This window comes from Finegoldia magna (genome assembly GCF_003182075.1).
In the GTDB taxonomy this organism is placed as follows: Bacteria; Bacillota; Clostridia; order Tissierellales; family Peptoniphilaceae; genus Finegoldia; species Finegoldia magna.
This window is the reverse complement of sequence record NZ_QGTH01000001.1, coordinates 104,005-128,048: the sequence shown is the minus strand read 5'-3', so window position 1 is coordinate 128,048 and position 24,044 is coordinate 104,005. Positions and strand designations below refer to the sequence as shown.

The window sequence follows — 24,044 nt, the reverse complement described above, 5'->3', positions numbered from 1 at the left end:
AATTAAAATGTGCATCTTTTTCAAATAAAAAAACGAGTTTGCACTCGCTTTTTTATAAACATAAAACTTGTAATCGGTAACAAGAACAATGTGTTTATTATTAAGTTTTTAAAAGTTTCAGTTTTATATGAAAAGTACACACCAATAAAAGATGTTATTGGCAATGAGAAAAATATTACTTGGCTTAATAATTTTGATAAGTCTGATGAAGTTTCAGCAACTTTTCCACATAAAATGAAATTATTGTTAGAATTGCACCTAGTACACTTGTTATCAATGTAGTTTCGTTTTTAATTTTCATATTATTTTTCCAGGACAACTGTTGCTGTGATTCTTCCGTTGGAGCCTTCTGCAAGTACAATTGATTGTGGCAAGTCCAATGTCACATCAACTGTGTTTTCTCCCTCTTTAAAACCTTTTAAATCTATGGCTTTTGTTGTTATATTTGAATGTGATTTTATAACATCATCTTGTCCTTTTATCTTTATTGTCGGTCTACTGAATGTAACTTTCTTAATTTTCAATCCGTCTGGAATATTAGTCACAACTGGTTTGATTTCAACATCTTTTTTTAGCAATACATCGATTATTACTTTGCAGCTTTCAGATGATTTAGTCAAGTATGATCTTGCAGTGTCGTCTTTTAAGCTTAGATTAATCGGTAAATCTAAGTTGATATCCTTGTCAATATTTGATTGATCAATTTTGACTGATGCGTAATCAATTGAGTTGAGATACGTCTTAGCTCCAGATACTTTTATATCTTTTGGATCTAATTTAATAGAATCAATTTCTACATTTTCCTGCAAATCTCCTACTTTCATGATTCTTATAGGAAATTTAACAGTATCAACTGTTTCTGTCTTCACCAAAATAGTTTCGTCAGATTGATCTGCTACGTTAACTCCTTGAGGAAGGCTTATCTCTACGGGTAATGTTTCAGAATCAACTTTTATAGATTTAACATCTACAAAAGCTTTTATTTCCGAATTTTTCATTTTAGTGATTGTGTTTCTTCTTCCTTCCACACGCATAGATATTGTAGGAGTTTTCGGCGATATTATCACTCTTCCATTTTCTCTTAACTTATCTACGCCACGATATTCAACGTTTATTACTGGAATATCTTTTGTTACTACGGGGTTTTTATTTCCCATTACAAAAGACCACAAAAATATCGCCAAAAAAAGACAGACTATTTTGATTATAAGATTATTTGAATAAAATCCTTTGAAGTCAATATTTTTTAAGTATGAATTATTCTTTATTTTATCTTTCATCTTCTATTTCCTTTCTGTTGAAAATATAAGAATCTTGATCATTGTATAATTTTGTCAGAATCTTTGTTAGAGTTGGTTCATCAACGTATCTGTTGATTTTACCGTGTTCAGCTATTGAAATACCACCTGTTTCTTCTGAAACTATAAGTGCCAAACAATCACTTTTTTCACTCATTCCTATAGCTGCCCTGTGTCTTGTTCCCAATTCCTTGGATATGGATTGTTCTGTGGACAATGGCAAAAAACATGCCGCCGCTTTGATAGTATCATTTTTGATTACAACCGCACCATCATGAAGTGGAGTATTAGGTATGAATATATTTATCAAAAGTTCGCTAGAAATCGCAGAATTTAAAACTGTGCCTGTTTCTACAACGTCTCCAAGACCTGTACTTCTCTCGAAAATAATCAATGCACCAATTCTTTGTCTTGAAAGTGAAAATACAGCGTGTACAATTTCTTCCACGCACTTATCCACTTTTTCTCCTCTGATATCTGCAAATGATTTGGTCAAAATATTACTTCTACCTATTGTTTCCAAAATTTTTCTAAGTTCAGGCTGGAATACCACTATTATCATAATAGCCAAAGCCGTCATCATGTTCTCCAAAACCCAATTTACAGTGTATAATTTCAACGAATCACTAATTTTTACAAAAATAAATATGATAACTAATCCTTTTACGAGTTGTTCAGCCCTTGTTTCTTTTATCATCATATATAATTTATAAATACAGACCGCAACTATAGCGATATCTATGATATCCAAAAATCTTAGTGTATTGATCATATTAAAAAATTTATCCAAAAAAACCAAATTAATCATTCCCATCTATGCTTCTTTAATTATATGATACCATAAATTATCACTAATTTTTCGCAAAATTAAACGATTATAGCACTGTTTATTCGTAAAAACATTTTCACACTATATTTTAATAATCCAATCCGTTTTCAATTAATTCGCTTAATTTTTCAAGTGCTGATTGCTCATCTTCACCATCACATCTTAAAATAAGCTCACATCCTTTGTGCGCTGATAATGACAAAATGCTTATAATACTTTTAGCACTGTATGTTTTATTGTCTTTTATGAATTCAATATTAGAATTGTATTTTACTGCTTCATTCAAAAATTTGGATGCAGCTCTTGCGTGAAGTCCTATCTCGTTTGTTATACAAACCTTTTTCTCTACCATAATTTCCTCCAGATTTTAAAAATATAAGCCGGTATTACCCGGCTTATATCAAAAAATTAATATTCTATGAATTTTTCGGATTTGCATCCGCAAATTGGACATGCATCGATTTTTTCAAATCCTATGTATCCGCAAACTGGGCATAGTAATATTTCTTCTACTTCTAAGTCTTTTCCACCGTCAACGAATTCTTTTGCTTTTCCGAATCTTTCAGCGTGAACTTTTTCTGCTTCTACAGCAAATCTCATAGCTCTTACTGCTTCTTTTTCTTCTTGCATTTCAGCTACTTCTATGTAAGCTGGGTACATTTCAGTTGCTTCGAAGATTTCTCCGTTTCTAGCTCCTTCTAAGTTTTCAGAAGTGCTTCCAATTCCGAAACCAGCCATGCTAGTTACTGCGAAATCACCGTGAACATCTTTTAATGCATCAAAGTGTAATGCAGCGTGGATTTTTTCAGCGTCAGCTGTAGCGTTGAACAATCTTGCAACATTTTTAAAACCGTCTTTTTCAGCTTTATTCCCCCAAATGTTGTATCTGTTTCTTGCTTGAGATTCTCCTCCAAATGCTGATTGTAAATTTGCTTGTGTCATCATTTTCATATCAAAATACCCCCTATTTTATTTTATACATATATTATATCACATCGTTAACAAACAATGAATACAATTTGTAATAATTACAATTTTATCTCATTCTGCTAACAATTACTTTTCTTCTCAAATCTTGATGAGAATCACTGTCTTCTTTTAATTTATCCATCCACATTAATGATTTACCAGTTCCCCTAACAACTGCCGTGATTGGACCATCTACAATTCTAGCGTTCACACCAATTCTTTCAGAAATTAATTTATCCAATCCTTTCAGTAGACATCCACCGCCGCTCATGATGATTCCTCTTTCGTAAACATCTGCCGCTAATTCAGCTGGAGTTTGTTCCAAAACTTCTTGAACAGTGTCTACAATTTTATCTATTGGCTTTTTCAATGCAACTGAAATATCTTTTGACGAAACGTAGATGTGCATTGGTAATCCATTTACCAGATTTCTACCTTTGATTTCGTACAACTCTCCATCATCTCTAGGATATGCGCTGCCTACATTTATCTTAACTTTTTCTGCAGTAGATTCCCCAATTATCATATTGTATTTTGTTTGGACAAAATCTTGAATTTTTTTGTCAAATTCATCGCCTGCAACAGGAATTGATTTATTAATTACAATTCCTCCCATAGAAATCACTGCCACATCTGTTGTTCCTCCACCGATATCTACGACTATATTACCTCTTGCATCTGTTACATCAATTCCAGAGCCTATAGCTGCTGCTAACGGTTCTTCTATTAAATATGTGTTATATGCTCCAGCGTATTTTGAAGCTTGAATGACAGCTCTTCTTTGAACTTGTGTGATTTGACTTGGAACACAAATCAAAACTTCTGGTCTGATTAGTGATTTGCCCAAAGTTTTTCTGAGCAAATAAGAAATGATTTTTTCTGTTGAATTAAAATCTGCGACCACGCCATCCTTTAGTGGTTTCTTAGCGACAATATTTCCTGGAGTTCTCCCCAAAATTTTCTTAGCATCTTTTCCAACAGATATTATTTTGGAATTAAAACTATTCATCGCCACAACTGAAGGTTCATTCAATACGACACCTTTGTTTGGTAAATACACAAGAACAGACGCAGTTCCCAAATCTATTGCTATTTTTCTTCGAAAATTCATATTATCACCTATAAAGCTTTTTTATTTAATATGCAGACACTGTTAGCTGTAATGCCTTCACATCTGCCTTCAAAGCCAAGTTGTTCTGTTGTAGTTGCCTTGACTGAAATGTTAAAAGTATTAGTGTGCAAATCTTGTGCAATATTTTCACGCATTGTATCAATGTAATCTCTAAGTTTAGGTTTTTGGCAAGAAATCGTAGAATCAATATTTCCAACTTCATAACCCATATCATCCATGATTTCAAAAACTTTCCTGAGCAAAACTCTGGAATCAATGTCTTTGTATTTCATATCAGTGTCTGGAAATAATTTGCCGATATCTCCCAAACAAAGTGCACCACAGATCGAATCCATTATTGCGTGAATCAAAACATCAGCATCGCTGTGACCCAAAAGTCCCTTGTCGTGTGGAATTTCAACTCCGCCTAATATCAATTTTCTATCTTCAACAAGTTTGTGTACATCTAACCCAAAACCTATTCTCATTCGTTTTCTCTCTTTCTAGCAATTAACTCTCCAAATAGCAAATCTTCTTGTGTTGTTATTTTGATATTGGAATAATCGCCCTTAATTATTTTAACTTTTTTACCGACGATTTCAAGTAAAGATGAATCGTCTGTCACATTTATTTTTTCGTCAAATACTAATTTGTATGCATCTTTGATAGACTTATACTTGAAAACTTGTGGAGTTTGCGCCATATACAAGTGTGATCTATTAGGAGTGTTAACAACTCTCATATCATCGTCAACATATTTTATGGTATCCTTAGCTCCAACGCTCACAACAAGTCCATCATAGTCGCCGATAGATTCGATGGCTTCAAGTATTTTTTCACGTCTAATAAACGGTCTTGCTGCATCATGGCTTATTATCAAATCACAATTTTCATTTACTTTATTCAAGCCATTGTATGTAGATTTTTCTCTTGTGTCTCCACCGATAGCGATTACTATATCTCTGTAATTTTTATCTTTTATAAAATTTCGTACAAATTCTTCGTCTTCTTCTCTAATTACAAGAATGAATTCTTTAATTTCGTCAATTGATTGAAACACATCCAAAGTCATCTCCAAAATCATTTTGTCTTTTATTTTCAAAAATTGTTTTGGAATTTTTTTATTCATTCTTTGAGAGGATCCAGCCGCAGTTATAATAGCTGAAATATATTTATCCATATAACACCTCATTATTATTATATCAAAAAATCAATTTAATTAAAAAGATTTGCCATTGCAATAAAAAAGAGAACTACACAAATAGTTCTCTAATAAGTTCAAATAATAAATAAAATATTATAACTACTAATCTTTTCCCTCAGATTTCTTTGCAAAAATCATTTTTCCTGCAGAAGTTTGAAGAACACTTGTAACAGTACATTCAATAACTTGTCCCAAATATTTTTTGCCATCTTCAACTACAATCATGGTACCATCGTCTAAGTAGCCTATACCTTGATTATTTTCACGTCCTTCTTTGATGATTGACACATTAATCGGCTCACCTGCTACAAAAACAGGTCTCATAGCATTTGCCAAATCATTTATGTTGAACACGAAAACTTCCTGCAAGTCTGCGACCTTATTCAAATTATAATCGTTCGTAAGTAAATTTGCATTCAATTCTTCTGACATTTTCACAAGCATTGAATCGACTTTGTCAATATTAGGATATCTCTTGTCAACCACTTTAACCTTGTCCTTGTACTCAGTTTGCATAGTTTTTAAAATATCCAATCCACGTCTTCCTTTTTGCCTTCTCAAATAATTATCCGAATCTGCGATATGTTGAAGTTCTTCGATGACAAATATTGGAATTATTAAATTTCCTTCCAAAAATCCCGTCTTCAATATATCTATAATCCTACCGTCAATAATAGTAGAAGTGTCTACGATTTTAGGTCTAACTTTGCTATCTTTGCTTGAAAATTTGAGATTTGATTTTTCTTTAGTTTTGATTCTATCGAAAAATGCGAGAAAATCATCATGATAATTAAGAGCAAGCTTTGTACCCAAAAACCCCATTCCAATATAGAACACTATCTCAAAAATAACAGTCAATACAGTTCCTATCCCTGGAATATTTAATTTTAACAATGGTTGCGATATCAAAAATGCTAGTATAAGCCCTACCACAAGACCAATTGTCCCTATAACAATATCGACCAGAGAGAACTTTTTAAGAGAATCTTCAATAGATTCTATCAATTTTAATTCTACTGATATGAATTTCGGAGCCAAAGCATAAAATATAAATCCAAATACGACTGCCGCTACAATCATAGCGACTATCTTAATAATAACACTAGTTGATTTTTCAATAAAATTACTGAAAATAACATTAGTAAATATAATTCCTAAAATAGCCCCGATGATAGATATCAGTATTGACATCCCTCGTCTGAACAAAATATTTCTCCTTTCACAAATATTTTAATCTAAATCGATTAATTCGTTCACCATACTTTCAGCTTCTGATGGTTTAATATTCAAACCACTTGCTATTTCGCTAATAAGCATTTTTCTGGAGGTATTAAGTACTTTCTTTTCAATCATGGATAGGCCTTTTGAATAATCTAGTTCATACAAACCCTTATACACAATAGCAGTTTCTTTTATATCTCCCGTTCTCAATTTTTCGAGATTTTCTTTGTACCTTTTATTCCAATTTGAAGGAAAATCAACTTCGCTATTCTTTAAAATATCTCTTAAAGAATGAATAGTTTCTTCTTCTGCAACAAATCTTATTCCCATATCATTTATCTTATCTACAGGTATCGAGATTTTCATTTCCCCCATTGGCATTTTCAAAATATAATAATCTTTTTTAACTCCCAAGACCTCTTTATTTTGTACTTCGGTAATTATGCCTGCACCGTGCATAGGATAAACAATCTTATCGCCTATTTTAAACATACTATCACCTCACTATATATTATAGCTTAATCACAAACTTAATTCAATAACAAAACTTTTTATTATATCATATCTTATGTATTTGTCAATCAAAAAAGACGATGAAATTCATCGCCTTCATTAATCGTAGTAATAATATTTAATTAATTTAAAATTGTAACTCTAACAGTTCTTCTTCCCCAATTGTTGCTTTGAGATTTTGAACCAAATACTAAGTCGATTCTATTCCCTTTAATAGCTCCACCAGTATCTTCTGCTCTAGCGTATCCATAACCTTCAATGTACAATCTAGTTCCTAATGGAATAACTCTAGGATCCACAGCTGCCACACCATATCTAATTGCCGTTCCCATTGCAGTTGTAGAATATCCACCATTTTCTGCAGGATCTGAAGTATAAGCAGTAGATCTCATTGTGATAGTTCTTCCTGAAACATTTTGAGGAGCTGATTGTGCTTGTTGTTTTTCCTTCTTAGCTCTTTCTTCTTGTTCTTTTTTTCTTTTTTCTGCAAGTTTTTGAGCTTGGATTTTTCTTTCTTTTGCTAATCTTTTGTCTCTATCTGCTGGAGACTCCTTTGTTGTATTCTTTGCAACAATATAAGCAGTTCTTCCGAAATAAGTAATTCTCAAATTATCTTCATCGATATGACCTTTGATTTCAGAGTCTTTGTCGATTACTCCCAATTCTTTTGCTTCTTTTTCTTTTGAATCGAAAACTTTAGTTTCTTCGTTAACCCATCCTTCAAATTTGTTTGGATCTGGTTTAACTTCTTTTTCTGACAAATATGATTTATAAATAAAACCTACGAATTTTTTGTCATCTTTTGTGAAATTTACTTTCGCAAAAACTTCTCCGATTTTTTTAACTTTTACATTGTCACCTTGTTCCAATCCTTCGATTATTTTACTATGTTCATTTTTTTCCTTAAACAAATCTGTATCATCATTTATCCAATATTTTTTTGATTGTATATTTTCACTTGATTTTTGTTCTACTTTAACATTATTTAAATCTTTTGCTTGTGAATTTGATGGTACAAATGCTAATAAACTTGTCATGATGACAACCGAAGAATTTAAAATTAACTTTCTAAAATTCATTTGTATCTCCTCTTTCTTTTTTAGATTTTTTTGTGTTTAATTTTTACTACTCGGCTATTTTATTAAACCGAGAAAAATAATTCAAGAAAAAGGAACATATTTTTGCCCATTTAAACGATATTTGTTTTCATTAGAACTCTTTGTATCTATTCGCTCAAATTTTAAAATTGTTAAATGCTTGAAAATTAAGGGTTACAAAAAGGTTACAGAAAATTTTAATTTCATTTGTTAATTGAGTACAACAGTCTAAAATATTACATTTTTGTAATATTTGAAGTACTTTTGACTAGATTTAGAATAAATTGTCATTATAAAACGAAAAAATCCCCATGAAAGTTATCCAAAACAAGAAATTTTGAATTACAATCATGAGGACTATGTCATATATTATTCAATTAAAAACATTGATGTTCTACAATTCACCCAATTCCTTTTTCAATTCATACACTAATTTATTCTCTAGTTTTTCCACATCCATTACGAAATTCATCAATCCGCCGAATAATGATTTGTTGTGAAGTTTCATATCAACATCCACAAAACTTCCTGAATTTGTATCTCCAAAATCAAAATTCAAATATCCATCTATGCTTTTGGAGTTTAAATCGATGTACATTTTTTCGTTTTCAACGATTTCTTTTATAGTGTAGGTCATTGTAACTCCCAAGTTATCTATTACGTACTGATTTTCAACTCCTGTTGGTTTTGAATTGTCTAACAATCTATCTTTTATCGTTTGGAAAACTCTACTTTTATCCGACTTGAATTCTTCTCTTTTCTTTAGTTCACCCATTGATGATTTCCACCTTTCTTTTTATTATTTCGTCTAATTTTTCTGAATAATCTCTTAAATTTTTGTAGTTTGTGTATTTTATTATATCATCTTTTATGATTTTAGAATTAGCAGTCATTCCAAATCCTATTATGCTTTCTAATTCTTCATTGATTACGATATTGTATCTGGAAGGAATATCTCTGCAATATCCGATATTTTCCATATTATTCAGAATATTTTTCTGACGATATAAATAATACGGACGGTAATTATTTTGAAATGTCCATTTTTTTATCAATTGCATTTGTTTCTCAGCAATATTTTCTTTAAAATTTCCCTTGTCGTATTGTTGTGAGTACTTACTTCCATTTTTTATCGACAGTGTGTGAAAAGTTATATTATCAGGTTGTAGCTGTCTTAGAATTTCGAGGTTTTTTTCTGTATTGTTCACATCATCGTACAATAATCCAAGTATAAAATCCATATTTATCACAAATCCCAAGTCTTTAGCTTTAGTGTACAAATCAAGCAAGTTCTCATTATTTTGAATCCTTCCCATAGCTTTCAGTGCTTTTTCGTTAAAAGTTTGTGGGTTCAAGCTAATTCTTGTCACGTTGTACTTTTTTAACAATTTTAGCTTATCAAAGTCCAAGCTATCTTCTCGTCCAGCTTCAAATGTGTATTCAACCAAGTTTTCTGAAACAAAACAGTTTTCAATAACTTTCAATAATTTCTCAAGCATTGTGTAGTCTAAACTAGTCGGAGTTCCACCTCCAACATAAATTGTTTTAATTATGTTTTTGTCTATGTTTTTTGAGACTTCGGTTATTTCTTTTAATAGATACCTCAAGTATTCTTCTCTTCTGTCGTTGTTTTTGTAAACAATAGTAGGAAAGGAACAATAATCGCATCTGCTTGGGCAAAACGGAATATTGATGTAAATGTTGTAGTTTTTCTCATCAAAATCTAAGCTAGACTGAACTTCGTCGATGTCTCTAAGTAATTTCAAATTCTCATCATTAATCAAATACATTTGTTTTAATTCTTCGTCTGTATGATTTTTCAAAATCTTAGAGGGTTTCGTTCCAGTTAATATTCCCCAATCATTTGTATAATTGTATCTTCTTGAAAATATGGTGTATAGTATTCTTTTTAATTCTAATCTTGTAGTAAATGGATAAGTTTTCTCTTTTCTCACATAATCTTTTCCTACGACAAAATCACTTTTACCAAATTCTAGATTTTGTTTGGAATCAAATATCGTAAAAATATCTATGCACTCTTTTTGATATCTTTTGTCTTCTAATTGTATTTTCATATGCTTAAATTAAATAATCCGGCATTTCCTGTATAAAAATGCCGGGTATATTTTATAAATCGTCTTCTATTATCGCTGACTTAGAATAAGCTGATGGTTTTGCTTCGAAGAAATCTGTCTTGATTTTATTTGGGTCAGAATATTCGCTTACCCATTTCATTGAAGGGATTTCTCTCTCATAACCTGGATAGATAACTCCAAAACCAAGTCCTGTTGATCTCAAATTACCCAAGTATTTGATGTAATCTTCAACCATTTTGATAGACAACCCTTGGATTTTTTCACCGATAACGTATTTTGCCCATTCAATTTCAGCTTCTGAACCTTGTTTTATCATTTCTTTGTATTGGGCATTTTTTTCTTCAGTAAATAATTCTGGACGTTCTTTTTTCAAATCTAAAATCATCGATCTGAACAACCACAAGTGAGTGTTTTCATCTCTGTTGATGTATCTGATTTCTTGTACAGTTCCCGGCATTTTGCCCATTCTTCCCAAATTATAGAAGAACATAAATCCAGAATAGAAATAAATTCCTTCCAAGATATAATTTGCGATGAGAGCTTTCATGAAGTTTCGTTCGCTCTTTTCTTCAAAAAAGTCGTTGTATTGATCTCCAATAAATCTATTTCTTTCTAACAAAAACTCATCATCTTTCCATTGGTATAAAATATCTGTTCTTTCTTCTGGAGAACAAATCGTATCCAATATATAACTGTAAGATTGTGAGTGAATAGATTCTTGGAATGCTTGAATGGATAAGCACAAGTTTATTTCATTAGCAGTGATGTATGCTTCCAAATTTGGAAGTTGTGCAGTTTGTAAACTATCCAGGTAAATCAAAAACGATAAAATCTTGTCGTAAGCAATCTTTTCGTCTTCCGATAAATTTCTGTAATCTTTGATATCTTGATTCAAGTTGATTTCTTCTGGAATCCAGAAATTATTCATAGCTTGTCTGTACCATTCACTTGTCCAAGAGTATTTTATGTTATTAAAATCGTTCAAATTAGTAGTATTGCCATTAATTATTTTTCTCTTTGATAATTCAATATCTCCGTGTTCATTAAATAAACCACGTTTTTGTAATTCGTCCATTGCTCCTCCTTGATTTTTTATACCTATATTATATTCTATTTAAGAAAAAATCGATAGCCTCGATATATCCATCTGCTCCTTTTCCTTTGATAACTTTTTTTGCAAAAAGTGATACATAAGAAAGTTTTCTGAAATCCTCTCTTTCATCTACATCTGATAGATGCACCTCAACTGTGTCTACATCTACAGCTTTCAATGCATCCAAAATCGCAACAGAAGTATGCGTGTATGCTGCAGGATTGATGATTATTCCGTCTGCTTTTTTGTAAGCACTTTGAATAATATCTACGATTTCTCCTTCGTGATTCGATTGATAAAACTCTACATCTATTTGATTTTTTGCACAGTATAAGTTTATCTTGGATTCAATGTCTTGTAATGTCAGCTTACCATAAATTTCAGGCTCTCTTATGCCAAGCATATTTAAATTCGGTCCATTAATAATATATAGTTTCATTGAAATCCTCCACGATTAATTTGGCAGTTGTTTTTGCGTTGTAATTGTTGAAATACTTGTCGCTGAATCTTCGATACAAATAATTTCTGTTCTTTCTTATCTCACGCATTGTATTTGTTTTGTAAATCGGCCTGTTTTTTCTAGATAATTTACTGTTCGGTCTGTCAATCCAATAAACAACTGAGTTTTGATGAAGATAATAAAAATTCTTCTTCACAGTTACAGCTCCTCCACCAGTTGCGATAACCAAGTTCTTTTCTTTCGAAAATTCCTCCAAAACTTTAGACTCTATTTTTCTGAAATATTTTTCGCCTTGTACTGCAAATATATCATTAATATTTCCGTATCTTTGCGTGATGATTTTGTCGATATCCACAAGTTTCTTGTCAGTGTTTTTTGCGATAATTTTAGCAACTGTACTTTTACCACTTCCAGGCATTCCAACTAGTGCAATATTCATATTTTTCGTTCTAATTTTCTGTACGATATTTTCTACAACATCATCGTCTATTTTTTTAGAAGTAAAAATCTCACACGCTTTGACAGCTTGATACACCAGCATTCGCAAACCATTGTCGTTAGGAATTTTAAGTCTATCGCAATCCATTAAAAGGGAAGTTTTATTCGGATTATAAATCACATCGAACACAGCTTCTGGTCTGATCTTCCCCAATTTTATAACTGATTTCAAATTGTCCGGATACATTCCCACTGGAGTTGCGTTGATTAGAACGTCGCAGTTTTTGTAATAATCTACATCTTCAAACTTATGCTCACCTTTTCGTGAAATCACTTTAATAGTTCTTGCCTGAAGTCTTTTCACACACTCTACGGCTGTTTTGCTAGTTGCACCATCACCTAAAATCACAACTTCTTTTCCTTTCAAATCGACAATTCGACTAATCATATACTCCATTCCGTCGATGTCGGTGTTATATCCTTTGATAGTATCAGAAAATTTAATCGTATTTACGCATCCGATTTTCTTCGCGTCTTCACTCATTTCGTCCAAGTATTTTATGACGTCTTCCTTGTACGGAATAGTTACATTGATTCCATTGATATTCTTTCTTTTGAAAAATTTATCCAAATCATCTTCTTCAAAATATTCGTATTTGTAGTATCCTAATAGTTCGTGAATTTCTTTGGAATAGCTATGCTTTAAAGATTTTCCTAATAATCCGTATTTCATTTCAAATTATCCTGAATTTTTTTTGATTCTAGTAAAATTTTGGATTCAACTTCCTTTATATTGTCGCGGTATTTTAAATTTGTTCGTTCTATTTTTTCAAAAATTTCCTTTTCTCTCGATTTGTCTTCTGTTTCAATATTATTCTTTGTTTTAAAATCGCCAATTTCAGAACAAATCTCAAATCTTTTCTCTAATAATCTGGCGATTTCAGAATCAATTTTATCTATTTCTTTCCTAAATTTTTCCATCCGTACTCCTTTAACAAATCGTAAATCACAAATGCCGTAATAGATTCCATAACGCTTACGGCTCTGATTCCAATGCTTGGGTCGTGTCTTCCTTCAACAGTCAACGTAGTATTCGTTCTACTTCTCAAATCAACTGTATCTTGTGTTATTCCAATCGATGCTGGTGGTTTGAATGTAACCGAGGAAATTATCGGCATTCCCGTCGAAATTCCTCCCAGTATTCCACCGTTATAATTCGTTTTTGTTTTGATTTGTTCGTTTTCTATATAATAGCAGTCATTCACAACAGATGCATTTGATTTGTCGAATGATTTTCCCAAACCAAATTCAACCGATTTTACTGCTCCAATTCCAAAATAGCTTTGTGACAATCTAGATTCAATCGAATCAAAAAGCGTATCTCCAACTCCCGATCTCAAATTATACACAACAGTTTCGACACTTGATCCAACGGAATCTTTTCTATCTCTCAACTCTTCTATTTTGTCATATATTTTATCAATTATTTCATCGTTTATTACTTCGATTTTCCTATTCTTCAAATAACTGTAGTCTGTAAACTTTAAATCATCAAATCGTTCATCTACAATATCTCCCAGTGAATACAAATGGCTGAACACATATATGTCGTATTCCTTTAATATTTCTTGTGCGATAAATCCTGCCACATTAATGACTGCAGTCAATCTTCCAGAAAAATGTCCACTTCCATTGATATCGTTGAAACCATTGTATCTAACAGTTGCTGGATAGTCTGCATGCGATGGCCTTGGAGTATTGTAAATATTTGAATAATCTTTTGAGTGATGATCCGAGTTTTTTATAATAAAAGATAGTGGAGCCCCCGTTGTTGTATCGTTCACAATCCCCGATACGAACTCAACTTCATCTGATTCTTTTCTAAGTGTCGTGTTGGATTTTCCAGGAGATCTTCTTTTCATATGTGCTCTCAATTTTTCGTGATCGATTTTTATTCCTGGATCTATTCCATCAATCACGCCACCTATCATTGAGCCGTGCGATTCTCCCCACACGGTTAACTTAACTAATTTACCTATCGATGACATCGCTACCCAACCTTTCTATTTCTTCAAAAAACGATGGATAAGATTTTTTCACAGCTTGCCAATCATTGATTTCAACTTCTTTCGTGATGATAGATGCTATTGCTGCTGCCATTACAATTCTGTGGTCATCACAAGAATTTACAACAGCAGGTTTCATTTCTGATTTGTAGATTACGAGATTATCTCCTTCTATCTCGCAGTTTACGCCGAATGATGTTAACATATCGTAAGTTGATTGAATTCTATCCGATTCTTTGAGTCTCAATCTTTTGGCGTTTTTTAGCACCGATTTGTCGCATTTTTGAGACAAAACCACTGCCAAAATTACAAATAAATCTGGAGTTTGTGATATATCTATTTCACAGTAATCTCTGTTTTTATTTATTTTTTCTAATAATTCAACTATTTTTCTGTCTGCTTGAACTGAGACCATGTTTAAGTTCTGAACGTTTATATCTGCACCCAATTCATTTGCACACAAGAAAAACGCCGCGTTTGACCAGTCTCCTTCTACGATTATTTTCCCAGGTGATTTTAAAGCCCCTGGTTTTACGATGACTTTATCAAATAAAATCTCGGAATCTACTCCAAATAATCTCAAACATTCTTGTGTGATTTTGATATATCCAGTAGATTCAAGTAGTGATGTCAATTTGATTTCACAGCCACCAATAAGTGGTGCAATCATCATAATCGCAGAAATATATTGGCTGGATACATCACCAGGAAATTCGAAATCAATTTTATGAAAAGTTCCATCAACTGTAAAAGGAAGTTTATCTGCACTAAAAGTAAGACCCGATAATTTCAATTGATCCATCAATTCTTTTATCGGCCTATCTTGTAATCTTCCAGTGCATTTTACGTTAGTTTTTTGAGATAAGAAACTCACCAATGGAAGCAAAAATCTCAAAGTTGAACCCGAATCATTTACATTAATATCAGACACATCTTTTTGGAAAAACGAAGGATGAACTGTAACTTCATTTTCGTTTATGTCGATTTCTACTCCCAAATTTCTCAGACAATCAATAGTTGTCATTATATCGTTTGAGAATTCATTAATAATAATTGTTGTATCGGTATCTGCAACACTTGCTAAAATCAAAAACCTGTGTGCAAATGATTTGGAAGATATAGCATCCACTGTTCCTTGTAAATTGTCCGTTTTAATCTTCATAAATATCACTCAAAACCTTTTTGTAATCCGATTTGTTCATACTCAAAACCGTACAATCTCCAATTTCTTCGGAAACTATCAAACTAATCATGTCTTTTGTGTTTTTCTTATCGCGAAGGCTAACTTCATAGACATCTTCCTCAGAATAATCGTAATTATAATTCAAATTATACATTTTCAAAACTTCCAAGATTCTGTCGTAATCCTTGCTGTATTTTTTCGCCATACACTTCATTCCGAAAGCTACGGCATGTCCATGCATAACATTATAATCGGACAGTTTTTCGACAGCATGTCCCAATGTGTGCCCGTAATTTAATAATCTTCTCAAATTTTGCTCCAATTTGTCTTGGAGGACGATATCTTTTTTAATGCTCACACAAATCTCCACAATTTCCGATAAATCGCTTTGTTTAGTGTATCTTTTGGAACTTATCATGTCGAATAATTCTTCATCAAAACAAATCGCGTATTTGATAATTTCCCCGAAACCATCTTCAAACACGTAATCGTCTAAAGTTTTCAACAAAAGTGGATCAATAATGCAAAGCTTTGGATCCTTGAACGCTCCTATCAAGTTTTTCCCAGTTGGCAAATCAATCCCAGTTTTAGACCCTACGGATGAATCTACCATTGACAAAACAGTCGTAGGAATTTGAATGAAATCAATCCCACGCATAAAAGTCGCAGCTACAAAACCAGCCAAATCTCCAACGACTCCTCCACCAAAAGCAATCACAGTGTCATTTCTGTGATAAGACATACTCATGTAAGTCATTATTTTTTCGTACTCTGATAAGCTTTTGGAAGATTCTCCTGATTTTATAACGTAAAATTCATGTTCAATCTCCAATTCATCTAATAAAATATCCAGTGTTTTGTGGTGATACCTATCGACATTTTCATCGGTAATAATAATCGCTTTTGATTTTATGAAATTTTTCAAATAATCGCGTGATAGATTCAAAGCATCAAGACCAACTATTAGATCGTAATTTTTGACATTTATTACTGAATACATTGCCTTAATTTCCTTACTTTTCTCATTATAGTTCTAAATCTTTCGCAAGTTACAGATTGTGGTCCGTCGCTTAGCGCATTTTCTGGATCATTGTGCACTTCAATCATAAGTCCATCGCAACCTGCAGCAGTCGATGCAAGTGATAGCGGTTCTATCAAAGTATATTTACCACTTGCGTGTGATGGATCCATTATAATAGGAAGTTGCGACAATTCCTTCATCACAGAAATAGCTGAAATATCCAAAGTGTTTCTTGTATAAGTTTCGAAAGTTCGAATTCCTCTCTCACACAATACGACATTTTCGTTGCCACCAGTCATAATGTACTCTGCGCTCATTATCCATTCCTTGTAAGTAGCACTCAAACCTCTCTTTAGTAAAATCGGCTTATCTGAATGTCCCAACTCTTTAAGCAAGGAATAATTTTGCATATTTCTAGCTCCAACTTGCAACATATCGACATCGTTAAAATAATCCAAATCAGACAAATCCATAATCTCTGTAATAATCGGAAGTCCAGTTTCTTTTTTTGCTTGGATTAACAAATCGATTCCCTTTTTGCCTAATCCTTGGAATGCATAAGGCGAAGATCTAGGCTTAAAAGCTCCGCCTCTAAGGATATTTGCTCCGTTCTCCTTCACGCTTTTAGCAATCGTAATAATCTGTTCCTCGCTCTCAACAGAACAAGGCCCTGCCATCACGCAGAAATTTCCGTCACCTATTTTTACACCATCTACATCGACAATTTTAGGTTGTGGATGGTATTTTTTGTTTGCCTTACTGAAAGGTTCTTCTATTCTAATAACCTTGTCCACAATATCAAAGCGTGATATTAGCTTTTCATCAATGCTTGAGGTATCTCCTATTAACGAAATAATCGTGTATCTATCGCCAACAGTTTCGTCAACTCTGACATTTTGTCCATTTAAAAAATCTATTAGTTTTTTTACTTCCTTTTCGTTAGGATTTCTTTTTAATTTTACAATCATAATTTTCTCCGATAATCTTATTCTAATAATAGTATATCAAAACTTGAAAATTTAGTATAATATAAGTAGAGAAATTTAGAAAGAGTGATAATATGATAGAATCAAACGATTGGCTACTAAAACAAATCAATGTGGTCAGTGAATTTTTGCAAAAATTATTTACGGATATGGAAACAAATAGAAAATTAAATGAGAATGAACAATATCAAAAAGATTCGTTCGAATTTGAAAGATTGTTGGAAAATCTAATCGAAGAAGATAGAATAAACGATGCTGAAAATATTTTGTTCGAAAAGCTAGAAACAAATAATCTTATGTATGCAACAATCGCAACGAGATTTTATGACAAATTAAAAGGACTTTCGGATGAAAAACTTCAAAAATCAAACTACAGTCGTGACGAAATCCTACAAGGATTAAACGATATGTGTGATATGTTTGGTTTGGAAATATTCAAGGGATAAAAAAACTGGTTTTTATAAACCAGTTTTTTTAATCGTATGATCTTTGCCATATATCTCTAATCTTTTGCATTATATCACGGTCAACCCTCTTCGGATATTCATATCCCAGAAGCTCTGCGACATGAAGTCCTTGTTTTCTAAAAAGATCACACGATTTGAATAATGTACTCCACAAATTCTCTATTTCAGGAAGTGGATATGTTTGCAAATATCTTTCGTAATGATCTTTTGGAAGATAAGTCTTGATGTATTCGTAATTGTATCCTATATTAACATTGAAGTCGTAATTACTACCAATATAGTAACCAGTCATTTTATCTACGTTCTCTCTGACATGATAAAACATTTGAATGGCGTAGATTTCTTCTTTTCTATACAATCCCTTTGCTACGTTCAATGAATTTATGAACATCTGATTGACTAGTGATTCAAATTCATGCTTAGTTGGCTTTAATTGTCTGAAACAAACATCTGATTTGGTACTATTGCCAACTAAAACTTGGTCTTTGTCTACTAAAATTTCCGCTTGACTATCTTCATTAATATAAGCTTGCATCGTGTTTTCCTTAATGAAAAATATTCTTATTTTAGAAATATCATTAAGCACAATAGTGTAGCTTATATTGTGAGGATTAATTTTATTTGTGTAGGTTAATTTATCAGATTTCTCTAACATTAACACATCACCGAATAAGTTTTCAATGAAGTGTGAATCCTTAAACTTTTCAAGATCACTTACGCCGAAAACAAAGTGGTAATCAGTGTTTTCGTCCTTTTTCAAAGTAGGATTAAGTCTTCTTCCAGTTTCTATAAGGCTTCTAACTTCTTCATTTTCTTTTGAAAATTCCATAACCGTATTTTTAATATTATTAACCATTCAAATCACCTATCATTTTGATTAATCACAAATTCATACACATCAGTAGGATTATCTGCAACAAAAACCGCATTTTTATATTCCTCTGCATTTCCAAATCCATATCCTGCAGCGATTGCTTTAATATTGTTAAGTCTTGCCCCTTCAATATCATGATGTCTATCTCCAACCATAATCGATTCTTCTGGATTTATATCAGTTTTATCAATTAAATAAGCTATTACATCTTCCTTCTCTACTCTTGATTGATCCATAGTCGCACCAGCAGTATATGAAAAATATTTCAACAAATTATTATCTGACAAAATTTTCCTAGCTGAAGATTCAACCTTACTTGTAGCCAAATAAATTTTATATCCTTCATCATAAAATTTGTGTATAGTTTCTACAATTCCATCGTAGAGTTCCATTTCTTTCATACCTTTTTTGAAATAATAATCTCTGAAATCTTCAATTCTTTCTTTTGATTCAATTTCACTAAAACCCAACTCCGTATAACTGTCTTTTAATGGTGGACCTATAAAAGATATAAGCTTACTTTCATCGTATTTGAAATTTATTTTATCCAAACTAAACTTAACAGCATTTACAATTCCCTCATAAGAATTCGTAATAGTACCATCAAGATCAAATATTATATTTTTAATCATAATTCTCCTCTCGATTTATTATATCATAGCAAATTTACTGTGGTGTAATTATAAATTAATTTTAACACCAATGGTTATTTTATCATATATTTGTTTTTGTGTTTGAATTTTGGACAAAACAAAACCCCGCACATGGCGGGGAATATAATTTATTTTGTCATTCCTGTTGAATCGATGTTTCTAGCTTGTGCTTCATCATCTAATCTCTTGCCCATTTCTTGTTCAGCTGTTGTTTCTTCAACATTTTCTTGAACTTCAGATTGTGGTGCACGACTAAGCTTAGCATCTTGTTCTTTCATAGCCCTTATACCTTCGTCTAATCCCTTATCGAATAAGTGACAGGCTACAAAGTGTTTATCAGCAATTTCTTGTAGAACTGGTCTATCAGTTTTACATATTTCCATTGCATAGTTACATCTTGTACAGAATTTACATCCTTCTGGTGCGTTAATTGGTGAAGGAATTTCACCTTGTAATTTAACACGTCCTTCGCTTGAAACATCAGGATCTGGAATAGGAATTGCAGAAATCAATGCTTTAGTATAAGGGTGAAGTGGTTGATGGTAAATCTTTGTGTTTGAAGATACTTCTACCATACTACCCAAATACATTACTCCAATTCTATCTGAAATGTGTTTTACCATTGATAAATCGTGAGAAATAAACAAATAAGTTAATTTCTTTTCTCTTTGTAATTCAATAAGTAAGTTTACTACTTGTGCTTGAATACTTACATCAAGTGCTGAGATAGGTTCGTCACATACGATAAATTCTGGTTCTACCGCCAAAGCTCTGGCAATACCAATTCTTTGTCTTTGTCCACCAGATAATTCGTGTGGGAATCTAGCTCCGTGTTCAGCGTTAAGTCCTACAGTTTTTAATAATTCTGTAATTCTGTTTTGAATATCTTTTTCTTTCATTTCAGGGAAGTGTACTCTGATACCTTCTCCAATGATATCACCAATAGTCATCTTAGAGTCAAGTGATGAGTATGGGTCTTGGAAAATCATTTGAGCTTTTTTCTTGAAAGATTGTTTTTCTTTACTGCTCAACTTGGTGATATCTTTTCCTTCATATATAACTTTACCATTTGTAGGTTCATATAAATTAATAACTGTTCTTCCGCATGTAGTTTTACCACATCCAGATTCTCCTACAAGTCCGAAAGTTTCCCCTTTATATATTTTTAAATTTACATTTTCAACAGCTTTTAAAGTCTTGTTTTTACCAACTTTGAAAAACTTATCTAAGTTTTCTAAATCAACAAGCACTTCTCTGTTTGAATAATCTATGTTCTTTTCTTTTATTACTTTAGTTTCTGACATAATTCACTCCTAATAAGGTCTTTCAACTTTTGGTGCTTGTTCATGTGTTAACCAACATCTGCAAACATGATGGTCTGAATATCTAGTTTCAGGTGGTTTCTTTTCTCTACAAATTTGCATTGCATAATCACATCTTGCCGCAAATGGACATCCTGGAATTTCCATCAATAAATCCGGTGGAGTTCCACCTAATGAATACAATTCATTCTCTTTTGATGAATCAAGTCTTGGAACGCTCATCAATAATGCCCATGTGTATGGGTGATGTGCATCTTTAAATATTTCTTGTACAGTACCAGTTTCCATGATTTCACCGGCATACATTACTTGAATTCTGTCTGCAAAGTCAGCTACTACACCTAAATCATGAGTTACCAATACTATAGAAGTATTTTTAGTATCTCTTAATTCTCTCATCAAGTCCAAGATTTGTGCTTGAATAGTTACATCAAGTGCTGTAGTTGGTTCGTCAGCCAAGATAACATTAGGGTTACATGCCAATGCTATGGCAATCATAACTCTTTGTCTCATACCACCTGATAATTCGTGTGGATATTGTTTAACACGTTCTTCAGCATTAGGAATATTTACAGTCTTTAATAATTTAATAGCTTCTTTTTTAGCTTCATCTTTTGATAAATCAGTGTGCAATAAAAGAGATTCTGTAATTTGTTTACCTATTTTCATAGTTGGGTTAAGAGAAGTCATAGGGTCTTGGAATATCATTGATACATCAGAACCCTTGTATTGTCTTAATCTCTTCTTATCCATGTTAAGAACTTGTTCATCCATATATTTAATTGAAGATGGTTCTTTGATAACTGCTGATTGAGGTAAAATTTGAAGTATTGATTTACTTACTACTGTTTTACCACATCCAGATTCACCTACCAAAGCCAAAGCTTCTCCATCGTAGATGTCAAAGCTTACGCCTCTTACAGCCTTTACTTCACCAGCGTAAGTATTGAAAGATACGTTTAAGTTATCTACTTCAATTACTTTTGGTCTGTTAGTATAATCTTTTTCTACTCTAGCAGTTCTTGTAAGTTCTTCTGATAAATTTTGTTTTTCGTTCATATTTTTTTCTTCGTTAACTTTATCTTCTACAACTTCAGAGGAAACATATTTAGTTGTAGTTTCAACTTCATTATTTTCATTAATTACAGTTTCTTCAACTAATGTTTCTTCTGAAAGGTTTTGTTCTTTTTTTAATTCGTCTACATCTTTGTATTTATTCTTGCTCATGTTTTTTCCTCCTACTGTCTAAGGTTAGGGTCAAGTGCATCTCTCAAACCATCACCTAACAAAGTAAATGAAAGCATTGTTAACCCGATCATTAGAGCTGGGAAAAACAATTGATAAGGATAAAATTGGAATACTTGTTGAGCTTGTGAACACATAAGTCCCCAAGAAGTTTCTGGAGGTTGTACACCAAGTCCTAAGTAACTTAAGAAAGCTTCCCCGAATATATATCCTGGAATATCAAATGAAATTGATACAAGTATTACGTTCAAAGTATTTGGAATAAGGTGTTTGATAATGATATCTTTGTTGCTTACTCCCAATACACGAGCTGCCATGATATAGTCTTGTTCTTTTAATGAAAGAATTTGACCTCTTACAAGTCTTGCAAGACCACACCATCCTGTGATAGTCATGGCTAAAATAAGTGTTCCTACACCATTTGAGTTTAAAGCCAATCTTAAAATGATTACTAATAATAGGTAAGGTATAGAAATCAAAATTTCTACAATTCTCATCATAATTGTATCAACTCTTCCACCAAAGAATGCTGAAGCTGCACCATAAATAGAACCAATTACAGTACCAATAATAGCACCTGCAAGACCTATTATGATGGAAATTCTACCGCCTCTCCAAATTCTTGTGAATATATCTCTTCCAAGTTCGTCAGTACCGAACCAGAATTTTGAGCTTGGTGATAAGTTAATTTCTCCTACTAAATCTTCGTGAGAATATCCCGTTAACATCGGTCCGATGATAACCATTAAAATTAAAACTACTAATATAATGAATGCAACTAAGGCTGCCTTGTTTTCTTTAAATCTTCTCCAAGCGTCAGACCAGTATGTTACTACAGGTCTTGCTATAAACTCAGATGTTCTATCGTCATCTGAAAGTCTTTGAAATTTGCTTTGATCTATTTTTTCCATACTAATCCCCTAATCTACTATTTTAATTCTTGGATCTGCTATTCCGTATAAGATATCTACAACTAATTGAGAGATTAAGAACAAGAATGCATAGAAAATTGTTGTACCTATAATCATAGGATAATCTCTGGCAGTTATAGAGTTTACAAAGTAACTTCCTAAACCTGGTATAGAATACATACTTTCAATAATGAAAGATCCTGTAAAAATACCAACGATTTGTGGAGCTATTATTGTGATGATAGGAAGTATAGCATTTCTGAATACGTGTTTTCTAATTACATTGAAGCCTGATACCCCTTTTGCTTTTGCAGTTAGTATGTAGTCTTCGTTTAAAACTTCCAATACATTACTTCTCATGTATCTAGCATAAGTAGCTATTGAACCAAAGCATAATGCTATTGAAGGCAAAATTGTATACTTGATTTCGTCTCCGTAGCCTGAAGTTGGAAACCAATTTAGTTTTACTGCGAAAGCGTATTGTAAAAGAGCCCCCAAAATAAATACAGGTATCGTAATACCCAAAATAGCCAATACACTGATAATATAATCTGGCACTTTACCCCTGTTTAAGGCCGCAAGAATACCAAAAATAATACCGATAGTAATACCTATTACCATGGCTTGTCCACCAATTCTTCCAGATACTGGAGCAGTTTGAGCGATTGTAGCTTTTACTTCTCTACCTGGATATTTGTATGAAGCACCTAAATCTCCATGTAATGCATTTTTCAAAAATATTGCATATTGTGTTGATACCGGTTTATCTAAACCGTATCTAGCTTTGTAATTTTTTATTGTTTGCTCTGGAAGAGTCTTACCCATAGCAGACAATGGATCCCCTTGAATGTTATGCATCAAGAAGAATGTTGCTGTTGTAATTACAAACAATGTAAGCAACATATACAAGATTCTCTTTATAAGATATTTTAACATGAGTCCTCCTATATACAATTAGTAGGCTGTTACAAATAATTTGTAACAGCC

General features: G+C 32.4%; 28 protein-coding genes. 2 read left to right on the top strand and 26 right to left on the bottom strand.

Features of this window, described 5'->3' with window-relative positions:
* Positions 1 to 90: 90 nt before the first annotated feature.
* A complete protein-coding gene (locus DES33_RS00520; protein ID WP_227930632.1) occupies positions 91 to 282 on the top strand; it encodes a hypothetical protein in 192 nt (63 codons plus the stop codon).
* A gap of 20 nt (positions 283 to 302) precedes the next feature.
* Here DES33_RS00520 and DES33_RS00515 read toward each other — a convergent pair whose 3' ends face one another.
* The 20 genes from DES33_RS00515 to aroF all read right to left on the bottom strand — a co-directional run bounded on the left by DES33_RS00515 (position 303) and on the right by aroF (position 17,567).
* Entirely contained in the window at positions 303 to 1,280 is a 978-nt protein-coding gene (locus DES33_RS00515) for a CdaR family protein (protein ID WP_110057800.1), read from the bottom strand.
* Positions 1,270 to 2,112 carry a diadenylate cyclase CdaA gene (cdaA, locus tag DES33_RS00510; RefSeq protein ID WP_002835149.1) on the bottom strand — a complete coding sequence of 281 codons (843 nt, stop codon included), beginning with the start codon at positions 2,110 to 2,112 and terminating at the stop codon, positions 1,270 to 1,272. The genes DES33_RS00515 and cdaA overlap by 11 nt, the downstream gene beginning before the upstream one ends.
* A 103-nt stretch (positions 2,113 to 2,215) precedes the next feature.
* Complete coding sequence (locus DES33_RS00505) at positions 2,216 to 2,479, bottom strand: HPr family phosphocarrier protein (RefSeq protein ID WP_094223703.1); 264 nt, start codon at positions 2,477 to 2,479, stop codon at positions 2,216 to 2,218.
* 56 nt (positions 2,480 to 2,535) lie between these two features.
* Positions 2,536 to 3,078 carry a rubrerythrin family protein gene (locus tag DES33_RS00500; protein ID WP_094206066.1) on the bottom strand — a complete coding sequence of 181 codons (543 nt, stop codon included), beginning with the start codon at positions 3,076 to 3,078 and terminating at the stop codon, positions 2,536 to 2,538.
* An 85-nt stretch (positions 3,079 to 3,163) separates the two neighbouring features.
* The gene (gene mreB, locus DES33_RS00495; RefSeq protein ID WP_094206067.1) at positions 3,164 to 4,207 is read right to left on the bottom strand and encodes a rod shape-determining protein; all 1,044 of its coding nucleotides are present in this window, start codon (positions 4,205 to 4,207) and stop codon (positions 3,164 to 3,166) included.
* 8 nt (positions 4,208 to 4,215) lie between these two features.
* Complete coding sequence (gene ispF, locus DES33_RS00490; protein ID WP_110057799.1) at positions 4,216 to 4,695, bottom strand: 2-C-methyl-D-erythritol 2,4-cyclodiphosphate synthase; 480 nt, start codon at positions 4,693 to 4,695, stop codon at positions 4,216 to 4,218.
* Positions 4,692 to 5,387, bottom strand: coding sequence for a 2-C-methyl-D-erythritol 4-phosphate cytidylyltransferase (ispD, locus tag DES33_RS00485; protein ID WP_094207462.1), 696 nt, complete (start codon positions 5,385 to 5,387; stop codon positions 4,692 to 4,694). The genes ispF and ispD overlap by 4 nt, the downstream gene beginning before the upstream one ends.
* 126 nt (positions 5,388 to 5,513) lie before the next feature.
* Positions 5,514 to 6,617 (bottom strand): PIN/TRAM domain-containing protein, encoded by a 1,104-nt coding sequence (locus tag DES33_RS00480; RefSeq protein ID WP_094208948.1) that lies wholly within the window; start codon positions 6,615 to 6,617, stop codon positions 5,514 to 5,516.
* Between the two features lie 24 nt (positions 6,618 to 6,641).
* Positions 6,642 to 7,124 carry a CarD family transcriptional regulator gene (locus DES33_RS00475; protein ID WP_094207464.1) on the bottom strand — a complete coding sequence of 161 codons (483 nt, stop codon included), beginning with the start codon at positions 7,122 to 7,124 and terminating at the stop codon, positions 6,642 to 6,644.
* A 143-nt stretch (positions 7,125 to 7,267) separates the two neighbouring features.
* Positions 7,268 to 8,224 carry a 3D domain-containing protein gene (locus tag DES33_RS00470; RefSeq protein ID WP_110057798.1) on the bottom strand — a complete coding sequence of 319 codons (957 nt, stop codon included), beginning with the start codon at positions 8,222 to 8,224 and terminating at the stop codon, positions 7,268 to 7,270.
* Positions 8,225 to 8,636: 412 nt separating this feature from the next.
* Positions 8,637 to 9,017 (bottom strand): hypothetical protein, encoded by a 381-nt coding sequence (locus DES33_RS00465; protein WP_002835162.1) that lies wholly within the window; start codon positions 9,015 to 9,017, stop codon positions 8,637 to 8,639.
* Entirely contained in the window at positions 9,010 to 10,317 is a 1,308-nt protein-coding gene (locus DES33_RS00460) for a coproporphyrinogen III oxidase (RefSeq protein ID WP_094224992.1), read from the bottom strand. Before DES33_RS00460 ends, DES33_RS00465 begins: the two co-directional genes overlap by 8 nt.
* 52 nt (positions 10,318 to 10,369) lie before the next feature.
* Entirely contained in the window at positions 10,370 to 11,413 is a 1,044-nt protein-coding gene (locus DES33_RS00455; protein ID WP_035109109.1) for a ribonucleotide-diphosphate reductase subunit beta, read from the bottom strand.
* 28 nt (positions 11,414 to 11,441) lie between these two features.
* The gene (gene aroQ, locus DES33_RS00450; RefSeq protein ID WP_094207468.1) at positions 11,442 to 11,870 is read right to left on the bottom strand and encodes a type II 3-dehydroquinate dehydratase; all 429 of its coding nucleotides are present in this window, start codon (positions 11,868 to 11,870) and stop codon (positions 11,442 to 11,444) included.
* Entirely contained in the window at positions 11,851 to 13,062 is a 1,212-nt protein-coding gene (locus tag DES33_RS00445) for a shikimate kinase (protein ID WP_110057797.1), read from the bottom strand. Before DES33_RS00445 ends, aroQ begins: the two co-directional genes overlap by 20 nt.
* A complete protein-coding gene (locus tag DES33_RS00440; RefSeq protein WP_110057796.1) occupies positions 13,059 to 13,310 on the bottom strand; it encodes a chorismate mutase in 252 nt (83 codons plus the stop codon). Before DES33_RS00440 ends, DES33_RS00445 begins: the two co-directional genes overlap by 4 nt.
* Positions 13,286 to 14,377, bottom strand: a complete 1,092-nt coding sequence (gene aroC / locus DES33_RS00435) for a chorismate synthase (protein ID WP_110057795.1) — start codon at positions 14,375 to 14,377, stop codon at positions 13,286 to 13,288. Before aroC ends, DES33_RS00440 begins: the two co-directional genes overlap by 25 nt.
* Complete coding sequence (locus DES33_RS00430; protein WP_110057794.1) at positions 14,361 to 15,557, bottom strand: 3-phosphoshikimate 1-carboxyvinyltransferase; 1,197 nt, start codon at positions 15,555 to 15,557, stop codon at positions 14,361 to 14,363. The genes aroC and DES33_RS00430 overlap by 17 nt, the downstream gene beginning before the upstream one ends.
* Positions 15,547 to 16,578, bottom strand: a complete 1,032-nt coding sequence (gene aroB / locus DES33_RS00425; RefSeq protein ID WP_110057793.1) for a 3-dehydroquinate synthase — start codon at positions 16,576 to 16,578, stop codon at positions 15,547 to 15,549. Before aroB ends, DES33_RS00430 begins: the two co-directional genes overlap by 11 nt.
* Positions 16,566 to 17,567 carry a 3-deoxy-7-phosphoheptulonate synthase gene (gene aroF, locus DES33_RS00420; RefSeq protein ID WP_110057792.1) on the bottom strand — a complete coding sequence of 334 codons (1,002 nt, stop codon included), beginning with the start codon at positions 17,565 to 17,567 and terminating at the stop codon, positions 16,566 to 16,568. The genes aroB and aroF overlap by 13 nt, the downstream gene beginning before the upstream one ends.
* A 92-nt stretch (positions 17,568 to 17,659) precedes the next feature.
* On the opposite strand from aroF, the gene DES33_RS00415 reads away from it, so the two are divergent.
* Positions 17,660 to 18,031: a DUF6483 family protein gene (locus DES33_RS00415; protein ID WP_094206082.1), complete on the top strand. Its 372-nt coding sequence runs from the start codon at positions 17,660 to 17,662 to the stop codon at positions 18,029 to 18,031.
* Between the two features lie 28 nt (positions 18,032 to 18,059).
* On the opposite strand, the gene DES33_RS00410 is transcribed toward DES33_RS00415, so the two are convergent.
* From DES33_RS00410 to DES33_RS00385, 6 genes are all read right to left on the bottom strand, one after another.
* A complete protein-coding gene (locus DES33_RS00410; protein WP_110057791.1) occupies positions 18,060 to 18,908 on the bottom strand; it encodes an aminoglycoside 6-adenylyltransferase in 849 nt (282 codons plus the stop codon).
* 5 nt (positions 18,909 to 18,913) lie between these two features.
* Positions 18,914 to 19,558: an HAD-IA family hydrolase gene (locus DES33_RS00405; protein ID WP_094225001.1), complete on the bottom strand. Its 645-nt coding sequence runs from the start codon at positions 19,556 to 19,558 to the stop codon at positions 18,914 to 18,916.
* 149 nt (positions 19,559 to 19,707) lie between these two features.
* A complete protein-coding gene (locus DES33_RS00400) occupies positions 19,708 to 20,883 on the bottom strand; it encodes an ABC transporter ATP-binding protein (protein ID WP_094225002.1) in 1,176 nt (391 codons plus the stop codon).
* A 9-nt stretch (positions 20,884 to 20,892) separates the two neighbouring features.
* A complete protein-coding gene (locus tag DES33_RS00395; RefSeq protein WP_110057790.1) occupies positions 20,893 to 22,128 on the bottom strand; it encodes an ABC transporter ATP-binding protein in 1,236 nt (411 codons plus the stop codon).
* Between the two features lie 11 nt (positions 22,129 to 22,139).
* Positions 22,140 to 23,057 (bottom strand): ABC transporter permease, encoded by a 918-nt coding sequence (locus DES33_RS00390; RefSeq protein WP_094225004.1) that lies wholly within the window; start codon positions 23,055 to 23,057, stop codon positions 22,140 to 22,142.
* Positions 23,058 to 23,066: 9 nt separating this feature from the next.
* Positions 23,067 to 23,993, bottom strand: a complete 927-nt coding sequence (locus DES33_RS00385) for an ABC transporter permease (RefSeq protein ID WP_110057789.1) — start codon at positions 23,991 to 23,993, stop codon at positions 23,067 to 23,069.
* Between the last annotated feature and the right edge of the window lie 51 nt (positions 23,994 to 24,044).